Here is a 20,611-nt window from a genome sequence, read left to right as displayed (position 1 = left end):
TTCACCATTAATTCTTAAGAATGAATCGCTTTCCCATCAACTGCAAGCGCAGCTTCACCAATTGCCTCAGACAAGGTTGGATGTGGATGAATAGTGTGGGCAATTTCCCATGGTGTTGCATCTAATACCATCGCAAGCCCAGCTTCTGTAATCATATCGGTTACATGCGGACCAATCATATGCACCCCTAGAATATCATTGGTCTCTTCATCAGCGACAATTTTGACAAATCCATCTGACTCTCCAAAGACAAGGGCCTTTCCAATTGCTCGGAAAGAAAACTTACCAACCTTTACTTTATGACCATTCTCTTTTGCCTGATCCTCAGTAATCCCTACACTTGACACCTCTGGATTACTATAAATACATCTAGAAACAAGATTATAATCAAATGGCGACGGATCTTTCCCTGCGATATGCTCTACCGCAACGATTCCTTCATGCGATGCAACATGGGCCAATTGCAAGCCGCCAATCACATCGCCTATCGCATAAATATGGGATTCCTTTGTTTGGAAAAATTTATTTGTAGTGATAAAGCCCTTCTCTACTTGAATTTCGGTATTATCAAGTCCAATTCCTTCCGTGTTTGCTTGGCGCCCAACAGAAACTAGCAGTTTTTCAGCTTTAAATTCTTTTACTCCACCCTTAACCTCGGCAGAAATGGAAACCCCGTTATCCTTAACAAGTGTTTCCGAAAGAACCTTGGCACTTGTAACAAGTTTAATCCCTTTTTTCTTCATCAAACGCTGCATTTCCTTTGAAATTTCTTTGTCTTCTGTCGGAATGATCCGGTCAGCATATTCAATAACCGTCACCTCAACTCCGAAATCAGAAAGCATTGAGGCCCATTCAATCCCAATAACGCCGCCTCCGACAATAATAATTGAACTCGGCAGTGCTTCAAGCTGTAAGGCTTCATCAGAGGACAATACATATTCCCCATCAATTTCAAGCCCCGGGAGTGTCCTTGGTCTTGATCCGGTGGCGACTATCACATTTTTTGGAATCAGCATTTCGTTGTCGTCGCCGTTGTTCATTTCAACTGAAATTGTGCCCGGCATTGGCGAGAAAATTGATGGTCCTAGGATGCGTCCTAACCCTTCATAAACATCAATCTTTCCTTGCTTCATCAAATGCTGAACACCTTTATGTAATTGATCGATAATTTTATTTTTTCTTTCTTGTACTTTTCCGAAATTAACCGCAACATCGCCAGTTACCACTCCAAAGTCTTCACTCCGTTTTGCTGTTGCAAAAACCTCCGCGCTTCTTAGCAATGCCTTACTTGGAATGCAGCCATTATGAAGGCAAGTACCCCCAAGTTTTCCTTTTTCGACGATGGCTGTTTTTAAACCAAGCTGTGAGGCGCGAATCGCCGCTACATAGCCGCCTGTTCCACCGCCAAGAATGACTAAATCGTATTCCTGTGCCACTTATGTTTCCTCCCCATTCCCGTTAAATTTTTGCTGTTGTATAATTCCCTGGATAGATCTTTACGTTTTCTTCACCACGTAAAACGCGAAGTGCTCCTTCAGCAAGTGCTTGGAGTTCATTTTCACCTGGCTGTACAATCACATCGGCAATCCAATTAATCCTATCGGTGATAGAATTCACAAAGCCTTTTCCATAGGCAAGTCCGCCTGTTAAAATAATTGCATCTACTTTTCCGGAAAGGACAGCACTGGCAGCGCCAATTTCTTTTGCAACCTGATAGGCCATCGCGTCGTAAACAAGCCGCGCCTCTTGATCGCCTGCCTCAATTCTTCGCTCTACTTCTACCGCATCATTTGTTCCAAGGTAACCTACAAGGCCTCCTTGACCGACAAGCCTCTTCATAATTTCTTCCCGGTAGTGTTCACCCGAATAACACAAAGCAATTAAATCCCCTGCAGGCACCGTCCCCGCACGCTCTGGGCTAAATGGACCGTCACCATGCAAACCATTGTTCACATCGACAACCCTGCCTTGTTTATGGACACCAACGGTTATCCCGCCACCCATATGGGTCACAATGAGATTCAGCTTTTCGTATTTTTTCCCCAATTCCTTTGCCACTCTTCTTGCTACCGCTTTTTGGTTTAAGGCATGGAAGATGCTTCTTCTTTCAATTAAGGAAAACCCAGAGATTCTTGCAATCGGGGCAAGTTCGTCGACAACGACTGGATCGACAATAAACGCTGGAATATTAAGGCCTGAGGCGATTTCCGAGGCAATGATGCCGCCAAGGTTTGATGCGTGCTGTCCTGTAAGACCAAAACGTAAATCCTGCAGCATCTTATCGTTTACTGCATAGGTACCGCCCTCAATCGGCCGAAGCAAGCCGCCGCGCCCGCAAACAGCCGCTAATTTCGAAACGTTTATCCCTTCTTTATCCAGTGTCTCCAAAATTGTGTTTTTTCTAAATTCATACTGATCAATAATATTGGAAAAATTATTAATCATCCCTAAGTCATGGCGGATGATTTTTTCAAAAATGGAAATTTCATTATCGAAGACTCCAATCTTGGTGGATGTTGAGCCTGGGTTGATGATGAGAATCCGATATTCCTTATCTGGCAACGTAGTAACCTCCATTTAACAAAACATCTAAATTAAAGGCAAACGCGCTGAATTTCCCATTCAGCGCTTTGCCGTTATTATTTAAGCGAAAAATTTATTATCTAGAAATCCGATGGCTTAAAATGTGGTGCCCATTTTGCAGGAATTGGCTTCTGGAATTACGGATTCTGGCAATTCGCTCTTCAGCCATCCGATCTGCTGCAACGTAGGTTGGTATGCCATCACGTTTTGAAATTTCAATTACTTTTTCAATCGTTGTATAGAGCTGCTCAACCTTCTTCATTGCCCGCTCTTGGTTGTATCCATAGAGTTCATCCGCTACATTGATAACACCGCCGGCATTAATTACATAATCCGGAGCATAAACAATGCCCATTTCGTGGATGATATCCCCGTGGCGAGTATCTTTTAATTGATTGTTAGCCGAACCGGCAATCACTCTTGCTTTTAGCTGTGGAATCGTTTCGTCATTGATTGTTGCTCCTAAAGCACATGGAGCATAGATATCACATTCAACACCATAAATTTCATCTGGGTCTACCGCAAGCGCACCAAATGCTTCTACTGCCCGATTTACAGCTTCTCTATTAATATCGGTAACAATCAGCTGCGCGCCTTCTTTATGCAAGTATTCACAAAGAGTATACGCAACATTTCCAACACCTTGAACAGCCACTACTCTTCCTTCTAGTGAATCAGTACCAAAGGCCTCTTTCGCTGCTGCTTTCATTCCACGATATACGCCGAACGCCGTTACTGGTGAAGGATTGCCTGATGAACCGAATGCCGGAGAGATTCCGGTAACATAATCTGTTTCTTCGTGAATTAAATCCATATCGGCAACAGTTGTACCCACATCTTCTGCAGTAATATAACGGCCATTTAGCCCTTGAATGTAACGGCCAAATGCACGGAACATTGCTTCATTTTTATCTTTCCGAGGGTCGCCGATGATGACTGTTTTACCGCCGCCAAGATTTAAACCGGCTGCTGCATTCTTATATGTCATCCCTTTTGCTAAACGAAGGGCGTCTTCAATCGCTGCTTCTTCTGATGCATATGTCCACATACGGGTTCCGCCTAAAGCAGGTCCAAGCGTTGTATCATGAATAGCGATGATTGCTTTTAATCCTGATTGCTTATCCTGGCAGAATACCACTTGCTCATAATCGTATTTTTCTAAGTACTTGAAGATTTCCATGTTCATATTCCTCCTCGAATTTTTACTATCTATTTTTTCACACAGCATAACGCTAACGCAAGAGAGTAAAGCTTGCTTTCAGCGGTATCGGCTCTAGAAGTTAACACAATTGGAGCTTTCGCCCCGGCAATTACCGCGCCAACCTTCGCCTTTGCAAAGTAAATTAATGATTTATATAACACATTTCCAACCTCAATAGTAGGAACCAATAAAATATCCGCTCTGCCAGCCACTTCACTTGTAATTCCTTTGTGCTCAGCAGCCAGTGCTGAAACGGCATTATCTAACCCAAGCGGGCCATCCACAACACACCCGGATATTTGACCGCGTTTATTCATCATTGATAACGCAGCAGCATCCACGGTAGCCTGCATCACAGGATTCACTACCTCCACAGCAGCAATAAGCGCTACTTTAGGAGTGTCAATTCCAACAGCCTTAGCGAGTGATACAGCATTTTTAATTATTTGTGCTTTTTGATCTAAGTCAGGTGCAATATTCATTGCGGCATCCGTGACAATCTTAATTTGGTCATAGCCGGGAATTTCAAAAAATGCAACATGCGATAAAACATTCCCTGTCCTTAGGCCATATTCCTTATTTAAGACTGCCTTTAACAGGATATTGGTTGGAATATTGCCCTTCATTAATACATTTGCCTCTTTGTTAAAAACAGCTATAACAGCTAACTCAGCTGCAATGGACGGAGAATCAGCATCAACAATTTTTAACTGATTATTATTCATCCAATCATACTTTTTCATTTCGATGAGTGAAGAAATTTTCTCTTTATCACCGAACAGAATAAAACGAGCAAGATTTCGGTCTAGTGCATCGATAACTGCTTCAATTACTTCAGTATCTTCTGCTGCAGCAACTGCAACCGTATTAGTGCCTTCCTGGGCTGCTTTGTCTATTATTGAATCCAGCAACAAGTTGTCATCAACCCTTTCTCCTCTTACTGCAACTCCGATATATTAACTTGCAAGATTCGTGCCAAAACTCGATCCAGTGAAAACGCTTTATTCTCTTTTTCATTCACTGCAACTTTTTTCACACCTTGAAAATTATTGCATGCTATTATTTTCAAGTTTGTATTTTTCAAGTTTATAATATAGATTTCTCACTGACAAGCCCAACGTTTTGGCCGTTAAGGTCTTGTTCCCCTTTAAACGGAAAAGTGTTTGCTGAATAATTTTCGCCTCGTACTCTTCCATCATCTCTGATAAGGATTGGTTTAATGTAAAAGAATTGCTGCTATATGTTTCAGAAAGCTCGTTGGTTAATTTTTTATTGTTTAATTCAGGTAAATGGTGGACATCGATTAATGTCTCAAAATAATTCACAAAAATAATCGCCCTGCCCAGGATATTTTCTAATTCCCGCACATTCCCGGGCCAGTCATAGCCGATCAACTGCAATAATGCCGCTTGGGTAACCCCTTCAATATTACGACCATAATCACGATTTATTTTTTGAATTAGTCTTTCGCATAATGCAGGAATCTCTTCTTTTCGTTTTCTTAACGGCGGGATTTGTATGGGCATCCGATTTAAACGATAATATAAGTCTTCCCTAAAGGAGCCTTTTGCAATACCCTTTTCCAAATTAACATTGGTAGCTGTGATGATTCTAACATTGATTGGAACAGGCTTTGTTCCGCCTACACGGGTAATTTCATTCTCTTGCAAAACCCTTAACAATTTCGCCTGAGTATTAGCAGAAAGCTCGCCTATCTCATCAAGAAATATGCTGCCATTATTCGCTTCTTCGAAAAAACCAAGTTTCCCGCCTCGTATTGCCCCGGAAAATGCTCCTTCTTCGTAGCCAAATAATTCGCTTTCAAGCAAAGATTCGGATATTGCGGCGCAATTGACGCGGATAAATTTGTTATATTTCCGATCACTTGCATTATGTATCGCATGAGCAAACAATTCTTTGCCCGTCCCCGATTCCCCCCTTAGCAGGACGGTTGCAGGTGTTTTCGCGCCGAGCTTTGCCTGCTCAATGGCAAGCATCATTTCATCAGATTTACCGATGATATCTTCAAAGGTATATTTCGCCTCCAATTTCCGGATTAATTGTCTTGCACGGCTTAATTCCCGGCTCAGCGATTTCATTTCTGACATATCATGAATTACTCCAACACTGCCTTTTAATTTCCCTTTTACGATAATCGGTGCGACATTAACGATTACTTCCCTTTTATTCGGACCTACTCTCATGGCAGTTCCCCGAACAGCTCGCCTCGTTTGCAGCACCTTCATATGCATACTTTCCCCCTCAGAGATGTCCGCAGTAGCAGGCTGACCGATTACTTGCTCTTTTGTGAGTCCGGTAATACGGGTATAAGCGGGATTGATGAGGATTCCCCGGCCATTTTCATCGACAACGGAAATGGCATCATCACTGGAATGGATTATCGCTTGAAGCATCGTTTGAATTTCTTTTAAATCCGTGATTTCCTCGGCCAGATTAACAACTTCTGTAATATCTTTAAAGACAGCAAAAGCACCAATTAACGTCCCATTTTCTTCAATGATGGGAATGCGGGTCGTAATGATTTTTCGATCATTACTCAGCACCATTTCTTGGTTTGCCTCTATCCTTCTAGTTTCAAGAATTAGCGGCAGCCTGGTTGTTGGTATAACTTCAACGACAGGTTTTCCTAGTGCCTCCTCTTTTTTTACTCCCATTATCTCTTCAGCACGTTTGTTAAATAAGATGACCGTTCCATGATTATCAATCACCATCATCCCATCATTTGCTGCATTGAAAATCAGTTCTTGTTTATAAGATTCATTTTGATGCTTGGCGATAAGATCTTCTTTCTCTTCCATAAGCTTCGATAGCAGAAAAGCAACACTTCCTGGTATTAATACCGTTTTTTTGCTTTTCGTATTTCTTAATTCTTGAAAGACTGCATCATTCCCCGTTACTTCAATGATGATATCAATATTTTCCATAAGGAAAGGCTGCCAATGGGTCCCTGTTTTAATCCCCTCTTCATGGGCCAATAATATTCCCGGTGCATCCAAGTTTCGGTCAATCACAACATAGACAGTTAACACTTCTGATTCTTTTAAAATTTTTAGGATTGCTGTACCACCTTTACCGGCCCCAACAATCATAACGTTTTGCATTTTTTTCTGCCCCTTTTAATTAAAGAAATATTTTTCATTCTCCCATAGAAAAAAACATGCAATTTCCTTCACTCTCTTTATTTTAGTACCAAACACAATTGTTGACAAATTATTTCTATGTAATACTATTTTCTTGAGATATAATTAGATATCACTTGTTATTAAAATTAGCAATCGGAAGGATTTAATTATGATACGTATTTTCGCTCTTATCATATTACTAATCCCCGGGGTTTTAGCCGCTTTTGGAATAAAATTAATGCGTGATATGACCTTCGGGATTCTTCAAGCACCATTCCCGTATTTGTGGCTTCAATTTCTTGTTGGTTTACTTCTTTTCATCGGCGGTCTTGCGTTTGTAGCAGGATTTATTTTTCATCGCGATCGAAAAAGAAATAAGGTTCAAACAAAATTTAAGAAGTAAGGAAGAAAAGCGGAAGCGCCTTGCCCAGGGGCGACAGGCATAAGACGAGCCGGCGAGAAGGCTGCTTTTTAGCCTTCTTGACGGATTGCCTTATGACCCGAGCCCCTAGGCGCTGGAGCTAGACATAGAAAAGAGGCCGCTAGGGTCTCTTTTCATATTGTTTACGTATTTGAAGTGCCTTAACTGTTTCATCCGTAATAATTGCCGTGCAATTAATATTAAAGAAGCGATGCATATCGGCATCTTTATTGACGGTATAGGGCCTTACGGCAATTCCATTTGTCATCGTATTAATGATTATCCTATCTGACATCGCAGAATGTTTTGGATGAATCCCTTTTGCTCTTATTGATTGTGAATAAATCCACGGCATATAAATGCCTTCAATAAAAAGCGGAGCTGTTTCAATTTCCGGCGCCAGCCTATAACTGTAAACAATGCTATAGTGGTTAAAAGAGGAAATAATAATCCGATTGGATAAGCCAAGCCTTTGAACAAGCTCAATGACCTTTTCTTCCATTCCTTCATAAGGAATTAAACCGTTTTTTAGTTCAATATTACATAGCAGCTTGTTTTTCTTCATTCGATCAAGTACTTCTGCCAGGGCTGGAATCCGCTCTTTTTTAACACCTTTTTTATTGGCATTTAGCTTTCTAATATCTTTATACAAAAAGTCTTTGACAAAACCATTTCCATTCGTTGTTCGGTCGACTTTTTCATCGTGAATAACAACTAGTTCACCATCTTTCGTCATTTGAACATCGAGTTCTATCCCATCCGCTCCTGCCTTTTCTGCTTCAACAAAGGCACCCATTGTATTTTCAGCAAAAGAGACAGAGTAGCCGCGATGTGCAAAAATCTGTGTCATAACTTCACTTCCTAACTTTAAAATGGAGGAATTACCAAATGAAACCTTTACAATTATCACCTGAAACAGCAATCAAGCTATCTGAAAAATTAAACGTACCGATAGAACAGCTTATGCATATGCCCCAACATATTCTTATTCAAAAAATAATGGAGATGGAAAACAATAATTCATCAAAATAAAAAGCCTCATTGCTGAGGCTTTATTTTATTCTTCCTTTCAAGAAGCCTTATGCTCAAGGCGTAATTTATCAGCGACCATTGCGATAAATTCTGAATTGGTCGGTTTTGCCTTTGACATACTGACAGTATATCCGAAAAGACTGGATATGGAGTCAATATTGCCGCGGCTCCAAGCAACCTCGATAGCATGGCGAATCGCACGCTCAACTCGGCTTGCTGTCGTGTTATACTTTTTGGCAATATCCGGATATAATACTTTCGTGATTGAGCCAAGAAGCTCGATATCGTTGTAAACCATTGAAATCGCTTCACGCAAATATAAATAGCCTTTAATATGTGCCGGAACACCAATTTCATGAATAATGCTTGTAATACTAGCGTCTAAATTTTTTGGTTTTTGTTCCACTGGAGAACGATAGCTAGACGACGAAGCCTTTCGAGTAAATGAATTACTGTTACCGCTCACTTGGCGAATATGATTTCCAAGGTTCTCCATATCAAAAGGTTTCAAAATAAAATAGGAGGCACCAAGTTCAACTGCTTTTTTCGTCACATCTTCCTGCCCAAAAGCTGTTAGCATAATGACATTTGGCAGAGCCCCCCTTTTTAACTCACGCAGGCGCTCAAGCACGGCCAAACCGTCAAGATGCGGCATAATAATATCTAAAACAAGAACATCAGGGTCTACTGTCCCTAACATGTCTAAACACTCCTGGCCATTATGGGCAATCCCAACCACTTCCATATCCTCTTGGGATGAAATATAATCCTCTAATAATCCAACTAGCTCCCTATTGTCATCAACCACACAAACTTTTATTTTCTTCAATTCCTGTTCCTCCTCAGGTTCAACTCATCTCTATTTCATTTTAAAATCAATAATCAGCTGTAATCTCTTAATTCTATTCTAATTTACAAATTCGACAATGCAACAAAAATTCCTTTCATTTTTTTAATATTTCTTAAATTAGTGATATAATCTTATCTTTTCTTTGTTTTTCTCACCTTTTCGACGAAATTCGCCTTATTTCCAGTAAATTACTTATTTTTGTCGAATTTTCTTTTACATGAAAAGAAGCAAAATAGGGGACCCCCCATTTTGCTCATAAATTAACTTGCCTTGCTTTTTGGTGTTTCGTATATATTAATTCCAGCTTCATTCAGCATCCATTCAATATGCACCCCATAACCTGAGGTCGGATCATTGACAAAGACATGTGTTACGGCTCCGACAAGCTTTCCATCTTGGATAATCGGACTTCCGCTCATCCCTTGAACAATTCCTCCTGTTTTTTCAAGGAGCCTAGGATCGGTAACTTTTATGACCATCCCTTTAGTAGCTGGAAACTTTTGCGGAATTGTGCTTACAATTTCGATATTAAATTCTTCTACTCGGTCGTTATTGACCACTGTTAATATTTTTGCAGGTCCTTCTTTGACTTGATGGGATAACGCTATTGGCATCGGTTTATCCATAACGCCATTTTTTAATTCTTCATTTAATTCTCCAAAAATTCCGAACGGACTATTCTTTTTGATATTCCCAACGATTTCACGGTCATTTGAGAAGCGGGCAAGCTTTTCACCGGGATCACCATTACTGCCTTTTTCAATGGAAGTGACGGTTGAACGAACAATTTGGCCATCCTCGACCACGATTGGTTTTTTCGTATCCATGTCTGATATGACATGCCCAAGGGCACCATATTTTTTAGATTGAGGGTGAACGAAAGTCATGGTTCCAATTCCTGCAGCTGAATCTCTAATATATAATCCAAGCTTGTAGGTGTTTTCCCCTTTATCCTTTAATGGGGTGAGTTTGGTGGATAGTTTTCCACTTTCCCTGCTTATAGCGATATCGAGAGCTTTACCTGTTTGTCCTGCCGTTTGTACAAACGGAGCAACATCGGTCATTTTTTCTATTTTGCTGCCGTTAATTTCAGTAATAATATCCCCAATTTTGATTCCTGCAATTTCACCTGGGGACTTTTTTCCATCTACTGTATTGATTAAATGGTGGCCAACAACTAAAACACCAACTGTATTTAATTTGACACCTATTGACTGACCACCTGGAATGACCCGAAAATCTTTTAAGACATGTACATCGACCTTTTTTATTGGAATACCAGCAAATTCTAAAAGCATTTCATTTTTGCCTTTTTCAGTTGCTTTTACTGTAACCGATTGTTTTTCCTGTTCAAGCGTGTTTTTAGAATTGTGAGAATTTAAGGCGGCTGATACCGGGGCAGCCTTATTGAATGTGTAATCCTGTCCTTCAAAAACAGTAATCGTCTTAGGAATGCTTAAATATTGACTAATAGGCTGAAAAAAAATAAGGCTAACTAATGAAACAAGGAGAATTCCACCAAGAATTTTTCTAATTATCTCAAACCTCAAAATTTTCACTCTCCTCGCTTCTAGTTACTACATGTAAAAATGGCTACATCTTTAATTTTGCCTCGTTCACAAGCATTTATAACTGGTATAAACATAAAAAAGCTACCCAAGATGGATAGCATTTCAATTTTTCACGAAATAATGGGCGAAAAGACCTCTAAATGATTGAAATTTCACCTTATTTTATTTTCTGCCGCTAAAAGCAATAATTCCTCTGCATGTTGTTTCGTAAGTTCGGTAATTTCCGCACCGGAAATCATCCGGCCTATTTCTTTAATTTTTTCTGCAACAGCCAATGGTGTGACTGAGGTTGTCGTTCTGCCGCCTTTAATCGTCTTTGAAATAAATAAATGGGTATCTGCCATAGCAGCTACCTGAGGTAAATGAGAAATACATAAAACCTGGGAATCAATCGCAACCTTATAAATTTTTTCCGCAATTGACTGGGCAACTCTTCCGCTTACACCCGTATCTACTTCATCGAAAATTATCGAGGTCACACCTTGATGCTTAGAAAAAATACTCTTTAGTGCCAGCATAATCCGTGATAACTCACCTCCGGAAGCAACTTTCGATAACGGCTTCAATGGTTCTCCCGGATTGGTTGAAATATAAAACTCTACATGGTCAACGCCATTTTTTGAAAAATGCTGAATGTCAGATTCAACCCGAATTTCAAAAACGGTTTTCGCCATATATAATTCCTTCAGTTCTTTATGTATTAATCGTGTTAGCTTTTCAGCCCACTTGTGCCGAAGTTCAGTTAATTGCTTAGCTTCAAGAACTAAGTCTTTTCTAATCGAGGTTAATTCTTTTTCCAATTCAGCTATATGTGTTTCTTTGTTTTGGAGCGTTTCAATTTCTTCTTCGATTTTCGCTGCATATTCTACTATTTCATCGATTGTTTTGCCATATTTCCGTTTAAGCTGGTTAATTTCATTTAAGCGGTTTTCAATTTCATTTAGCCTTTCCGGATCGTATTCTAAAGCATCCAATTCATTTCTTAATGAACTTGCTGCATCCTCTAATAGATAAAAACTATTTGATACGGAATCAAAAATTTCTTTATAGCTCGAATCAAGCGCCGCTGCATCTTCGAGGTGCCCCATAACCATTCCAATCCAATCAAGCCCCTTTTGGTCTCCATTTAATGCGGCATAACCTGATTGAATCGCTTCAAAAACTCTTTCAAAATTTCCCAGTTTTCTTTTTTCCTCAAAAAGCACTTCATCTTCATGAAGTTTTAATTCAGCCTTTTGAATTTCATCTAATTGAAATTGAATTAAATCCAGGCGGTGGGCCGTCTGCTGATCATTTTCACTTAATTGTTTAAGCTTATGTAATGTCTGTTCATAACGCCGAAATACTTGCAGGTATTCACCTTCCGAGGCTAAGATTTCTTCCGAACCGAATTGATCAAGCAATTGTAAATGTTTGGTCTCATCCATCAATTCCTGATGTTCATGCTGACCATGAATATCCACAAGGGTTCGTCCAATTTCCCGCAGTGTTGATATCGTTACAAGCTTTCCATTTATACGGCAAACGCTTTTTCCTGTTCGGGAAATATCGCGCCGTAATACAACCATTTCTTCTTCTATATCAATCCCAAAGTCCAAAGCTTTCTTAAGAACAGGATGGTCTGGATCATCAAGTTGGAATAATCCTTCTATTTCTGCCTTTTCCTCTCCATGGCGGACAAACTCTGCAGATCCTCTGCCGCCTGTAAGTAAATGAATGGCATCAATAATAATCGACTTACCTGCGCCTGTTTCCCCAGTAAGCACAGTTAATCCCTTATTAAAGGAGATAGAAAGGGCTTCAATTATCGCGAAATTTTTTATTGACAATTCTGCTAACAAGGAACTCTCCCCCAATTACAACATATCTAGGAATCGGTTGGTCACAACTTCCGTATCCTCCGGTGTCCGACAGATAATTAACATTGTATCGTCACCGCATATCGTTCCTAATATTTCTTCCCAATCAAGATTATCGATAAGCGCACCAATAGCCATCGCATTACCCGGCAAGCACTTCATGACTAACAAATGCCCTGCTGAATCAATCCTGACAAATGCGTCGACTAATGACCGTTTAAGTTTTTGCAATGGATTAAATCTTTGGTCTGCCGGCAGGCTGTATTTATAACGGCCATCTAGTAATGGTACTTTAACCAAGTGTAATTCTTTTATATCACGTGAAACCGTGGCTTGAGTCACATTATAGCCTGCACTCTTCAGCTCATCGACAAGCTCGTCCTGTGTCTCAATATCATTGCCGGCAATAATTTCTCTTATCTTAATATGACGCTGGCCTTTATTCAATTTTTTCACCCCCGGTTGTTAAAAACATTAGAGTATTTTGTATTAAAATGTCGTATCTACCCATATGTTAGCCCATTTTTATTTCCTTGTACATTATTCTTATAAAATAAATGAATAAAAAGGATAGGCATTCGCCTATCCCTTCTAGTCTTGCTTTGTATGAAATTCTTTATGTGCTTCCTTAACAACGTCAGCAGGACTGACTGGGAGCTGAATGTTGCCTGCTTCCTGTTCGCCTTCCCATTTAAGATGAAGCAAAAATTCAATATTCCCATCACCGCCTGTGATGGGCGAAAAGGATAGGTTTTCGACAAGGAATCCTTGTTGAACAGAAAAATTAATGATCTTATCGATTACCTGTAAATGTACTTTTTCATCACGCACAATGCCTTTTTTACCAACCTGATCACGTCCGGCCTCGAATTGCGGCTTAATAAGGGCGATAATATCACTTCCGGGTACAAGAAGTGTTTTTAATACAGGCAATATTAAGGTTAGTGATATGAACGAAACATCAATTGAGGCAAAATTCGGCATTTCACTTGATAAATCAGCAGGAGTTACGTAGCGAAAGTTAGTTCTCTCCATTACGACAACTCGATTGTCCTGCCTAAGCTTCCACGCAAGCTGATTGTAGCCCACATCGAGGGCATAGGACATTTTCGCTCCATTTTGCAGTGCGCAATCGGTAAATCCGCCGGTTGAAGCCCCAATATCTAATAACACTTTATCATGGATACTGACATCAAATATTTTCAGCGCCTTCTCAAGCTTTAAGCCCCCACGGCTGACATACTGGAGCATTTTCCCCTTAATGTTTAGCGGAATATCAATCTTGACCTTTTCTCCAGGTTTATCGAGCCTTTCTTCATTTGTATAAACCAGCCCCGCCATGACGGCTCTTTTAGCCTTTTCCCTTGTTTCAATTAAACCTCGTTCCACGAGTAACACATCTAATCGTTCTTTATTTTTCATTTGTTAAGCCCTTTGTTGTTTTTTCCGTGCCAGTGTAGAAATTCTCTTGATTACTCCGTCAGTTGTTAAACCAATCTCTTCAAGGAGGGAGCCGACATCTCCATGTTCAATAAATTGATCAGGGATTCCAAGTCTGTCAATTTGAGCATGATAATAGCCGTTGTCATGAGCATATTCAAGGACAGCACTTCCAAATCCGCCTTGCAATACCGCTTCCTCAATGGTAAGGAGCGGGATGTTATTTTCTAACAATTTAGTTAGCATTTTTTCATCCAGCGGCTTGATAAACCGGGCATTGACAACTTTCACGGAGATTCCTTGCTTTTCTAGGATCATCGCCGCATTTAAAGCCATGGGAATCGTCGTTCCAAAGGTTAGAATCGCTGCATCGCCGCCTTCCTTGATAACCTCCCACGTCCCGATAGGAATGCTCTGGAATTTCTCATCCATTGGTACACCTATCCCATTGCCGCGCGGGAATCTCATCGCAATTGGACCATCGTCATAATTCAGTGCGGTATAAACCATATGCTGGCCTTCATTCTCGTCTTTCGGCATCATTAAGACCATGTTTGGTATATGCCTTAAAAAGGCAATATCGAAAACACCTTGATGTGTTTCACCATCCGCACCCACTAATCCGGAACGGTCGATACCGATAAATACATTTAAGTTTTGCCGGCAAATATCATGAACAACCTGGTCATAGGCACGCTGCAAGAAAGTGGAGTAAATCGCTAAAAAAGGTTTCATATTTTGCGTCGCTAATCCCGCCGCTACTGTAGCCGCATGCTGCTCGGCAATTCCGACATCATACATTCGCTCGGGAAACTCACTCGCAAAGCCTTCTAGCTTTGAACCAACTGGCATCGCTGGCGTAATCGCCACAATTCGTTCATCCTCGCGGGCAAGCTTACGGACGGTTTCGCTGACTAGGCTGCTCCATGCAGGCGGCTGTTTTTTATTTGGTTTAACAAAGTCACCTGTGTCCATCTTATACGGACCTGTACCGTGCCACGTACCTGTTGTATCAGTTTCGGCCGGTTGAAACCCTTTTCCCTTTTTCGTAATTACATGAAGGAGGACCGGACCGCCCGTCTTTTTAGCATAACTAAGATTCTCAAATAAATCGTCAAAATTATGACCATCAATCGGACCTAAATAAGTGAAACCTAGCTCTTCAAAGAACATGCCAGAAACGAATAAATACTTTAGACTGTCTTTTATCCGTTCCGCGGTTGCCGCAAGTTTACCGCCAACAGCAGGCACCTTTTTCAACAGAACTTCCAGTTCATCTTTCACCCATTGATATTTTCCAGCTGTCCGCAATTGACCGAGAATATTATGCAGTGCCCCAACATTTGGAGCAATCGACATTTCGTTATCATTTAAAATCACAATCATGTCCTTTTTCTCATGACCAATATGATTTAAGGCTTCTAATGCCATCCCGCCTGTTAAGGCACCATCGCCAATAACCGGTACAACGAAGGTTTTTTCCTTTTTTAAATCCCGGGCAATCGCCATTCCCATCGCCGCAGAAAGTGAGGTGGAGCTGTGTCCTGTTTCCCACACATCATGCTCACTTTCAATTCGTTTCGGAAAACCGCACAAACCTTTGAATTGTCTTAATGTATCAAAATCACACGCTCTGCCAGTTAATATTTTATGGACATAGGACTGATGCCCGACATCCCAAATAATTTTATCCATTGGACTGTTAAAACATTTATGTAAAGCAATAGTTAATTCAACAACGCCTAAATTCGGTCCAATATGGCCTCCGGTTACAGATAGCTTTTCAATCAAGAATTGACGAATATCCTGACTTAAAGCCTCCAGTTCTTTATTCGACATTCCTTTTAAAAAGGACGGGTCTTTTATTGCTAATAGATCCATTTTTGGACCACTCACTTTCATACTTTTTCTGAAAAAATAGCCGCTAACACAGGTAGTGATAACGGCATTGTCAACGTTTTCTACATTGAAAACAATTATAACATACTTAATTCATTGCCTCAAATTCCCTTTATGGTAAAAGGCTTAGCACTGTATAACCGGTTTTTAATGGTCTCTTGATGCAATTAAATCCGTTATTTCCTCTAAGAGGTTTGTATGTAAGCCTGTCTTTTTTAGATGTACTTTCGCTTGGTTTATTTGCTTATCCAGCGCTTGTCTAGCACCTTCTAATGATAGCAATTGAGGATACGTACTTTTATGATTTGCTGTATCACTGCCAACAGTCTTGCCAATTAATTGTTGATTGCCAACTAAATCAAGAATATCATCCTGGATTTGAAAAGCAATACCAAGGTGGTGCGCAAAAGCAGAAAGGTGTTCTAATTGGCTCTCCGTTGCCCCTGCCAAGATTGCCCCTGCTAACACACTAAATCGCAGCAGCTTACCTGTCTTATGAATATGAATATACTCAAGCTCATGAAGGGTTAAAGACTTCCCTTCGCCCTCCATATCTGCAACTTGACCGCCAACCATTCCTTCGGCCCCGGCTGCTTTTGCCATTTCAATGATCACCTTTAGCAAGGTATCGGGGGAAGCGAAATCAGAAGGGATTTTCCCGATAACTTCAAAACTATACGTTAATAAAGCATCGCCAGCCAATATAGCAACTGCATCACCGAAGACTTTGTGATTGGTCGGCTTCCCGCGTCGTAAATCGTCATTATCCATACTAGGCAGGTCATCATGGATTAAGGAATAGGTATGAATCATCTCAATTGCCGCGGCTGCCAACAGGCCTTTTTTCGGATCTATGCTAAATGCGTCCAATGTCGCAAATAACAATAATGGACGAATTCTCTTTCCGCCTGCTTCAAGGGAATAAATCATCGATTCTTTAATATTAGGTGGAGCAAAGAGCTTTTCGACCAGCTTACGAAGCTCCGTTTCCAGCAATTGTTTATATTCTTCGGCAAATGCGTCTAGTAACCTGGTTTCCAAGTTTTATTCCTCCTCCTCAATCGAAAAGTTCTCCGTTCGCCCATCCTCCGTTATGATTTGAGTAAGTTGCTCTTCAACACTTTTCAATTTGTCATGACAAATTTTTGATAATTCCATACCTTCTTTATAAAAAGTAATCGCCTCTTCTAATGGAACATCTCCTTCTTCAAGCTTATCGACAATTTGTTCCAGTTTCGTCATGGCGTCTTCAAAAGATAATTTCTTTTCATTCGTCACTTTTTCCGCTCTCCTTTATATTCTCCACATTACAGTATAGACTCCCGTCTGATAATTGAATCTGAACCCGCTCGTTTACCTTAACTTGTTTAACCGTTTTAACAAGGTTGTAATCTTCTGTATATGCCAAACTATAGCCTCGTTCCATTATTTTCAACGGGCTTAAGGCTTGTAAGGTTGAGAGAACATGATTGAAATCAGTTTGTTTTTTCGAGAATATTTGAAGCATAGACCGGTTCATATCTTTTTGTCTGCGTTTGAACTGATTTTTAGCTTCAAGTAATGCTTCGTTCGGATGGTTTCGCTGCAAACGTTTATATTGGATTTCATACTGGCCTTTTTTTAATTCTGATAACCTGGACGTGCCACGGACAAGCCTTTCAGTTAATTTGTCAACTTGCTCGAGCTTCTGTTCATAGAGACGATGTGGATAGCGAAAGGCATATGATTTTTGCACCCGGTTTAACCGCTCTTTATCAAATCGGAACTTTTCCTGCATGGCTCTTAAAAGCCTAGTCTGCCGCTGCAAAATTCGGTCCATTAATTCCTCAATATGCGGAACAGCGAGTTCAGCAGCACCTGTCGGAGTCGGCGCCCTAAGATCCGCTACAAAATCTGCAATCGTAAAATCTGTTTCATGACCGACGGCCGAAATAATCGGAATCCTTGAGGAAAAAATCGCTCGGGCGACCCGTTCCTCATTGAAGGCCCATAATTCCTCAATAGAGCCTCCTCCACGCCCGATAATCAAAACATCTATTTCCTTTATCCCATTTGCTTTATCAATTGCTTTCACAATGGAGGGTGCTGCATTATCACCTTGGACGAGGGCAGGGAAAACAAGAATATTGGCAATTGGATAACGCCTTTTAATTGTCGTGATGACGTCTCTTATCGCTGCACCTGTTGGAGAAGTAATCACGCCAACCGTTTTTGGATACTGGGGTAATGTCTTTTTGTGCTCAATTGCAAACAGTCCCTCTGCCTCCAACCTTTGTTTTAACTGCTCATAGGCTAGAAATAATTCTCCAATGCCGTCAGGCTGCATTTCTCTAATATAGATTTGATACTGTCCGCTTGGTTCGTACACGGTAATATCGCCTTTTACAATCACTTTCATACCATTTTCCGGTGTAAATTTCATGAACCGGGACTGGCTGGCAAACATCACGGCAAGAATTCGTGCCTTTTCATCCTTTAATGTAAAATACATATGGCCGCTCGAATGCTGTTTAAAATTTGATATTTCACCTCTTACATGCACATCATGTAAATGTGGATCGGCATCAAATTTTCGTTTTATGTATTTAGTTAAAGCATTTACGGATAGATATCTTTGCTCCTGCATAATAAGTTCCTCTTTTCAACCAATTAGCGAGTCTGTCCTAATCTATTAAAGAATCAAAAGAGCTAAGGACATGATCCTGCTTAATCGCGCGTTAAACTTTCCTCGGCGGATTTTAGCGTATTATACATAAGCATCGTTATCGTCATTGGTCCTACTCCTTTTGGTACTGGTGTAATATATCCAGCCTTTTCGCTCACCTCATCAAAAGCCACATCACCACAAAGCTTGCCGTCCTGATTACGATTAATGCCTACATCGATGACTACTGCGCCATCTTTAACATGTTCCGCATTAATAAAGTTCGGGATACCGACAGCAGCAACAAGGATATCCGCTTGTTTTGTATGTAGCTTTAAATCTTTGGTTTTGGAATGACAGTAGGTTACGGTTGCATGCCGATTAAGAAATAATTGCCCTACCGGTTTGCCGACAATATTGCTTCTGCCAACGACGACAACATTTTTCCCGGCAATCGGGATTCCTGTTTCTTCAAGCAGCACCATAATCCCGTATGGCGTACATGGCAAAAACGCATTTTGACCGGTCATCATCCTGCCGATATTAATCGGATGGAAGCCATCGACATCCTTTAACGGGGAAATGGTCTCAATTACCTTACTTTCATCAATATGTTTAGGAAGCGGCAGTTGAACCAAAATCCCATGAATGGCGGGGTCCCCGTTTAATTCTTCAATCTTAGCGAGTAAGCTCTGTTCGGAGACCTCCTCCGGCATTTCAATTAATAAGGAGTACATGCCAAGTTCTTTACACGTCTTTTCTTTACTTGTTACATATGTCCGTGAAGCATGGTTATTTCCGACGAGAATAACAGCTAATCCTGGAGTTACTCCCTTTGATTTAAGGGCAGCCACATGTTCAGCAATCTCTACTTTTTTCTTCGCAGCAATTTCTTTTCCATTAATAATTTGTGCAGTCATCATCATTTCTCCCCCTGTGTGAGAGGACCCAATCAATTAATCGATAAGAAGCTTTTGTTTCACTTTTGAAAGAACACCATTAATAAACTTACTTGATTGGTCATCCCCGTAAATTTTGGCTATCTCTATTGCTTCATCTAAAATTACATTTGCAGGAACTTCAGTTCGAAAGTTTTTTAATTCAAATACAGCAATTCTTAATAGGTTTCGGTCTACAGTAGCTAAGCGATCTATCGTCCATTTTTCAAGGTTTTCACTTATTAAGTTGTCTATTTCAGCTTTACGTTCAACAACGCCTAAAACGAGTTTAGAAAGATATTCGTCACCTGCCTCCCCTTCCAAAACATGTTCAATTGCGGATGATGCCTCAGTGCTGCTTACATCGATTTGAAACAGAGCTTGTAATGCTTTTTCCCTTGCTGTTCTTCTTTTCATTATACCGTTAACTCCTTTAGATATATTAAATTATTTTTGTCTATTTTTATACAAACTTAATTGAAGGTTTTTTCACACATAAAAAGATAATAGCATAACTAACATAGATTCGCACTGTAAGGATAATTTTTTTTCAATTTGAATTATTGGAAAAGAAAAACCAAAGGATTAAGCTCCTTTGGTTTTTCATCTTACATTTCTGAATCAATTTCCGGTTCATTCTTTTGGGTTTCAAATTGAATTCCAACGACATGTATATTTACTTCTTCAGCATCTAAAGCTGTCATATTAAGGAGCGCTTGCCGGATGTTATCTTGTACTTTCCCAGCAACAGTCGGAATGGATACTCCAAACTTCATCAAGCAATACACATCAACCTTTATTCCTGATTCAGTCAGTTCCACTTTAACGCCTTTACCGTGATTTTTTTTTCCTAAACGTTCTACAACACCTGTTGCAAAATTTCCCCGCATCGCCGCAATACCTTCCACCTCGGAAGTAGCAATCCCCGCGATGACCTCAATTACTTCAGGGGCAATTTCAATCTTCCCATGACCGTTATTTCCTTGCTCCATTTCTAATACACTAAATTCGCTCATCTTTCAATTCACCT

At 40.4% G+C, this 20,611-nt stretch carries 20 protein-coding genes; 2 read left to right on the top strand and 18 right to left on the bottom strand.

Annotated elements, in window-relative coordinates; all coding sequences use genetic code 11:
- Window positions 1-14: 14 nt before the first annotated feature.
- The 5 genes from lpdA to ACFVSW_RS16350 all read right to left on the bottom strand — a co-directional run bounded on the left by lpdA (window position 15) and on the right by ACFVSW_RS16350 (window position 6,906).
- Window positions 15-1,436, bottom strand: a complete 1,422-nt coding sequence (gene lpdA / locus ACFVSW_RS16370) for a dihydrolipoyl dehydrogenase (protein ID WP_387317724.1) — start codon at window positions 1,434-1,436, stop codon at window positions 15-17.
- Between the two features lie 22 nt (window positions 1,437-1,458).
- A complete protein-coding gene (gene buk / locus ACFVSW_RS16365; RefSeq protein ID WP_387317723.1) occupies window positions 1,459-2,577 on the bottom strand; it encodes a butyrate kinase in 1,119 nt (372 codons plus the stop codon).
- 82 nt (window positions 2,578-2,659) lie between these two features.
- Window positions 2,660-3,769 carry a branched-chain amino acid dehydrogenase gene (gene bcd / locus ACFVSW_RS16360; RefSeq protein ID WP_387317722.1) on the bottom strand — a complete coding sequence of 370 codons (1,110 nt, stop codon included), beginning with the start codon at window positions 3,767-3,769 and terminating at the stop codon, window positions 2,660-2,662.
- Window positions 3,770-3,792: 23 nt separating this feature from the next.
- Window positions 3,793-4,698, bottom strand: coding sequence for a phosphate butyryltransferase (yqiS, locus tag ACFVSW_RS16355; RefSeq protein WP_387317721.1), 906 nt, complete (start codon window positions 4,696-4,698; stop codon window positions 3,793-3,795).
- A gap of 132 nt (window positions 4,699-4,830) precedes the next feature.
- Entirely contained in the window at window positions 4,831-6,906 is a 2,076-nt protein-coding gene (locus ACFVSW_RS16350; RefSeq protein WP_387317720.1) for a sigma 54-interacting transcriptional regulator, read from the bottom strand.
- 190 nt (window positions 6,907-7,096) lie between these two features.
- Here ACFVSW_RS16350 and ACFVSW_RS16345 point away from each other — a divergent pair, with 190 nt between their 5' ends.
- Window positions 7,097-7,330, top strand: a complete 234-nt coding sequence (locus tag ACFVSW_RS16345) for a DUF2627 domain-containing protein (RefSeq protein WP_024030464.1) — start codon at window positions 7,097-7,099, stop codon at window positions 7,328-7,330.
- A 139-nt stretch (window positions 7,331-7,469) separates the two neighbouring features.
- Here ACFVSW_RS16345 and ACFVSW_RS16340 read toward each other — a convergent pair whose 3' ends face one another.
- Window positions 7,470-8,198 (bottom strand): glycerophosphodiester phosphodiesterase, encoded by a 729-nt coding sequence (locus ACFVSW_RS16340; protein ID WP_387317719.1) that lies wholly within the window; start codon window positions 8,196-8,198, stop codon window positions 7,470-7,472.
- 38 nt (window positions 8,199-8,236) lie between these two features.
- On the opposite strand from ACFVSW_RS16340, the gene ACFVSW_RS16335 reads away from it, so the two are divergent.
- Window positions 8,237-8,380, top strand: coding sequence for a YycC family protein (locus tag ACFVSW_RS16335; RefSeq protein WP_387317718.1), 144 nt, complete (start codon window positions 8,237-8,239; stop codon window positions 8,378-8,380).
- A gap of 37 nt (window positions 8,381-8,417) precedes the next feature.
- On the opposite strand, the gene spo0A is transcribed toward ACFVSW_RS16335, so the two are convergent.
- The 12 genes from spo0A to ACFVSW_RS16275 all read right to left on the bottom strand — a co-directional run bounded on the left by spo0A (window position 8,418) and on the right by ACFVSW_RS16275 (window position 20,597).
- Window positions 8,418-9,209 carry a sporulation transcription factor Spo0A gene (gene spo0A / locus ACFVSW_RS16330; protein WP_387317717.1) on the bottom strand — a complete coding sequence of 264 codons (792 nt, stop codon included), beginning with the start codon at window positions 9,207-9,209 and terminating at the stop codon, window positions 8,418-8,420.
- A 281-nt stretch (window positions 9,210-9,490) separates the two neighbouring features.
- Entirely contained in the window at window positions 9,491-10,780 is a 1,290-nt protein-coding gene (gene spoIVB, locus ACFVSW_RS16325) for a SpoIVB peptidase (protein ID WP_387317716.1), read from the bottom strand.
- Between the two features lie 173 nt (window positions 10,781-10,953).
- A complete protein-coding gene (gene recN / locus ACFVSW_RS16320) occupies window positions 10,954-12,642 on the bottom strand; it encodes a DNA repair protein RecN (RefSeq protein ID WP_387317715.1) in 1,689 nt (562 codons plus the stop codon).
- Window positions 12,643-12,657: 15 nt separating this feature from the next.
- Complete coding sequence (ahrC, locus tag ACFVSW_RS16315; RefSeq protein ID WP_024030470.1) at window positions 12,658-13,107, bottom strand: transcriptional regulator AhrC/ArgR; 450 nt, start codon at window positions 13,105-13,107, stop codon at window positions 12,658-12,660.
- A 144-nt stretch (window positions 13,108-13,251) separates the two neighbouring features.
- Window positions 13,252-14,082: a TlyA family RNA methyltransferase gene (locus tag ACFVSW_RS16310; protein ID WP_387317714.1), complete on the bottom strand. Its 831-nt coding sequence runs from the start codon at window positions 14,080-14,082 to the stop codon at window positions 13,252-13,254.
- A gap of 3 nt (window positions 14,083-14,085) precedes the next feature.
- Window positions 14,086-15,981, bottom strand: a complete 1,896-nt coding sequence (gene dxs, locus ACFVSW_RS16305; protein ID WP_387317713.1) for a 1-deoxy-D-xylulose-5-phosphate synthase — start codon at window positions 15,979-15,981, stop codon at window positions 14,086-14,088.
- A gap of 165 nt (window positions 15,982-16,146) precedes the next feature.
- On the bottom strand, window positions 16,147-17,040 hold the full coding sequence (locus tag ACFVSW_RS16300; protein WP_387317712.1) for a polyprenyl synthetase family protein: 894 nt from the start codon (window positions 17,038-17,040) through the stop codon (window positions 16,147-16,149).
- A gap of 3 nt (window positions 17,041-17,043) precedes the next feature.
- Complete coding sequence (locus ACFVSW_RS16295; RefSeq protein WP_024029802.1) at window positions 17,044-17,277, bottom strand: exodeoxyribonuclease VII small subunit; 234 nt, start codon at window positions 17,275-17,277, stop codon at window positions 17,044-17,046.
- A complete protein-coding gene (gene xseA, locus ACFVSW_RS16290; protein WP_387317711.1) occupies window positions 17,267-18,625 on the bottom strand; it encodes an exodeoxyribonuclease VII large subunit in 1,359 nt (452 codons plus the stop codon). The genes ACFVSW_RS16295 and xseA overlap by 11 nt, the downstream gene beginning before the upstream one ends.
- A gap of 80 nt (window positions 18,626-18,705) precedes the next feature.
- Window positions 18,706-19,563, bottom strand: a complete 858-nt coding sequence (gene folD / locus ACFVSW_RS16285; protein WP_387317815.1) for a bifunctional methylenetetrahydrofolate dehydrogenase/methenyltetrahydrofolate cyclohydrolase FolD — start codon at window positions 19,561-19,563, stop codon at window positions 18,706-18,708.
- 36 nt (window positions 19,564-19,599) lie between these two features.
- Window positions 19,600-19,998: a transcription antitermination factor NusB gene (gene nusB / locus ACFVSW_RS16280; RefSeq protein WP_387317710.1), complete on the bottom strand. Its 399-nt coding sequence runs from the start codon at window positions 19,996-19,998 to the stop codon at window positions 19,600-19,602.
- Window positions 19,999-20,189: 191 nt separating this feature from the next.
- Window positions 20,190-20,597 carry an Asp23/Gls24 family envelope stress response protein gene (locus tag ACFVSW_RS16275; RefSeq protein WP_387317709.1) on the bottom strand — a complete coding sequence of 136 codons (408 nt, stop codon included), beginning with the start codon at window positions 20,595-20,597 and terminating at the stop codon, window positions 20,190-20,192.
- Window positions 20,598-20,611: the final 14 nt, after the last annotated feature.

Source organism: Neobacillus sp. NPDC058068 (assembly GCF_042885335.1).
In the GTDB taxonomy this organism is placed as follows: Bacteria; Bacillota; Bacilli; order Bacillales; family Cytobacillaceae; genus Neobacillus.
This window is presented reverse-complemented; position numbering and strand designations above follow the sequence as displayed.

What these genes read in the sequence shown, in the direction of transcription:
- buk (WP_387317723.1), bottom strand. Translation starts at nt 2,577, where the DNA reads ATGGAGGTTACTACGTTGCCAGATAAGGAATATCGGATTCTCATCATC.
- bcd (WP_387317722.1), bottom strand. Translation starts at nt 3,769, where the DNA reads ATGAACATGGAAATCTTCAAGTACTTAGAAAAATACGATTATGAGCAA.
- ACFVSW_RS16350 (WP_387317720.1), bottom strand. Translation starts at nt 6,906, where the DNA reads ATGCAAAACGTTATGATTGTTGGGGCCGGTAAAGGTGGTACAGCAATC.
- ACFVSW_RS16345 (WP_024030464.1), top strand. Translation starts at nt 7,097, where the DNA reads ATGATACGTATTTTCGCTCTTATCATATTACTAATCCCCGGGGTTTTA.
- ACFVSW_RS16340 (WP_387317719.1), bottom strand. Translation starts at nt 8,198, where the DNA reads ATGACACAGATTTTTGCACATCGCGGCTACTCTGTCTCTTTTGCTGAA.
- ACFVSW_RS16335 (WP_387317718.1), top strand. Translation starts at nt 8,237, where the DNA reads ATGAAACCTTTACAATTATCACCTGAAACAGCAATCAAGCTATCTGAA.
- ACFVSW_RS16310 (WP_387317714.1), bottom strand. Translation starts at nt 14,082, where the DNA reads ATGAAAAATAAAGAACGATTAGATGTGTTACTCGTGGAACGAGGTTTA.
- dxs (WP_387317713.1), bottom strand. Translation starts at nt 15,981, where the DNA reads ATGGATCTATTAGCAATAAAAGACCCGTCCTTTTTAAAAGGAATGTCG.
- xseA (WP_387317711.1), bottom strand. Translation starts at nt 18,625, where the DNA reads ATGCAGGAGCAAAGATATCTATCCGTAAATGCTTTAACTAAATACATA.
- folD (WP_387317815.1), bottom strand. Translation starts at nt 19,563, where the DNA reads ATGACTGCACAAATTATTAATGGAAAAGAAATTGCTGCGAAGAAAAAA.
- nusB (WP_387317710.1), bottom strand. Translation starts at nt 19,998, where the DNA reads ATGAAAAGAAGAACAGCAAGGGAAAAAGCATTACAAGCTCTGTTTCAA.
- ACFVSW_RS16275 (WP_387317709.1), bottom strand. Translation starts at nt 20,597, where the DNA reads ATGAGCGAATTTAGTGTATTAGAAATGGAGCAAGGAAATAACGGTCAT.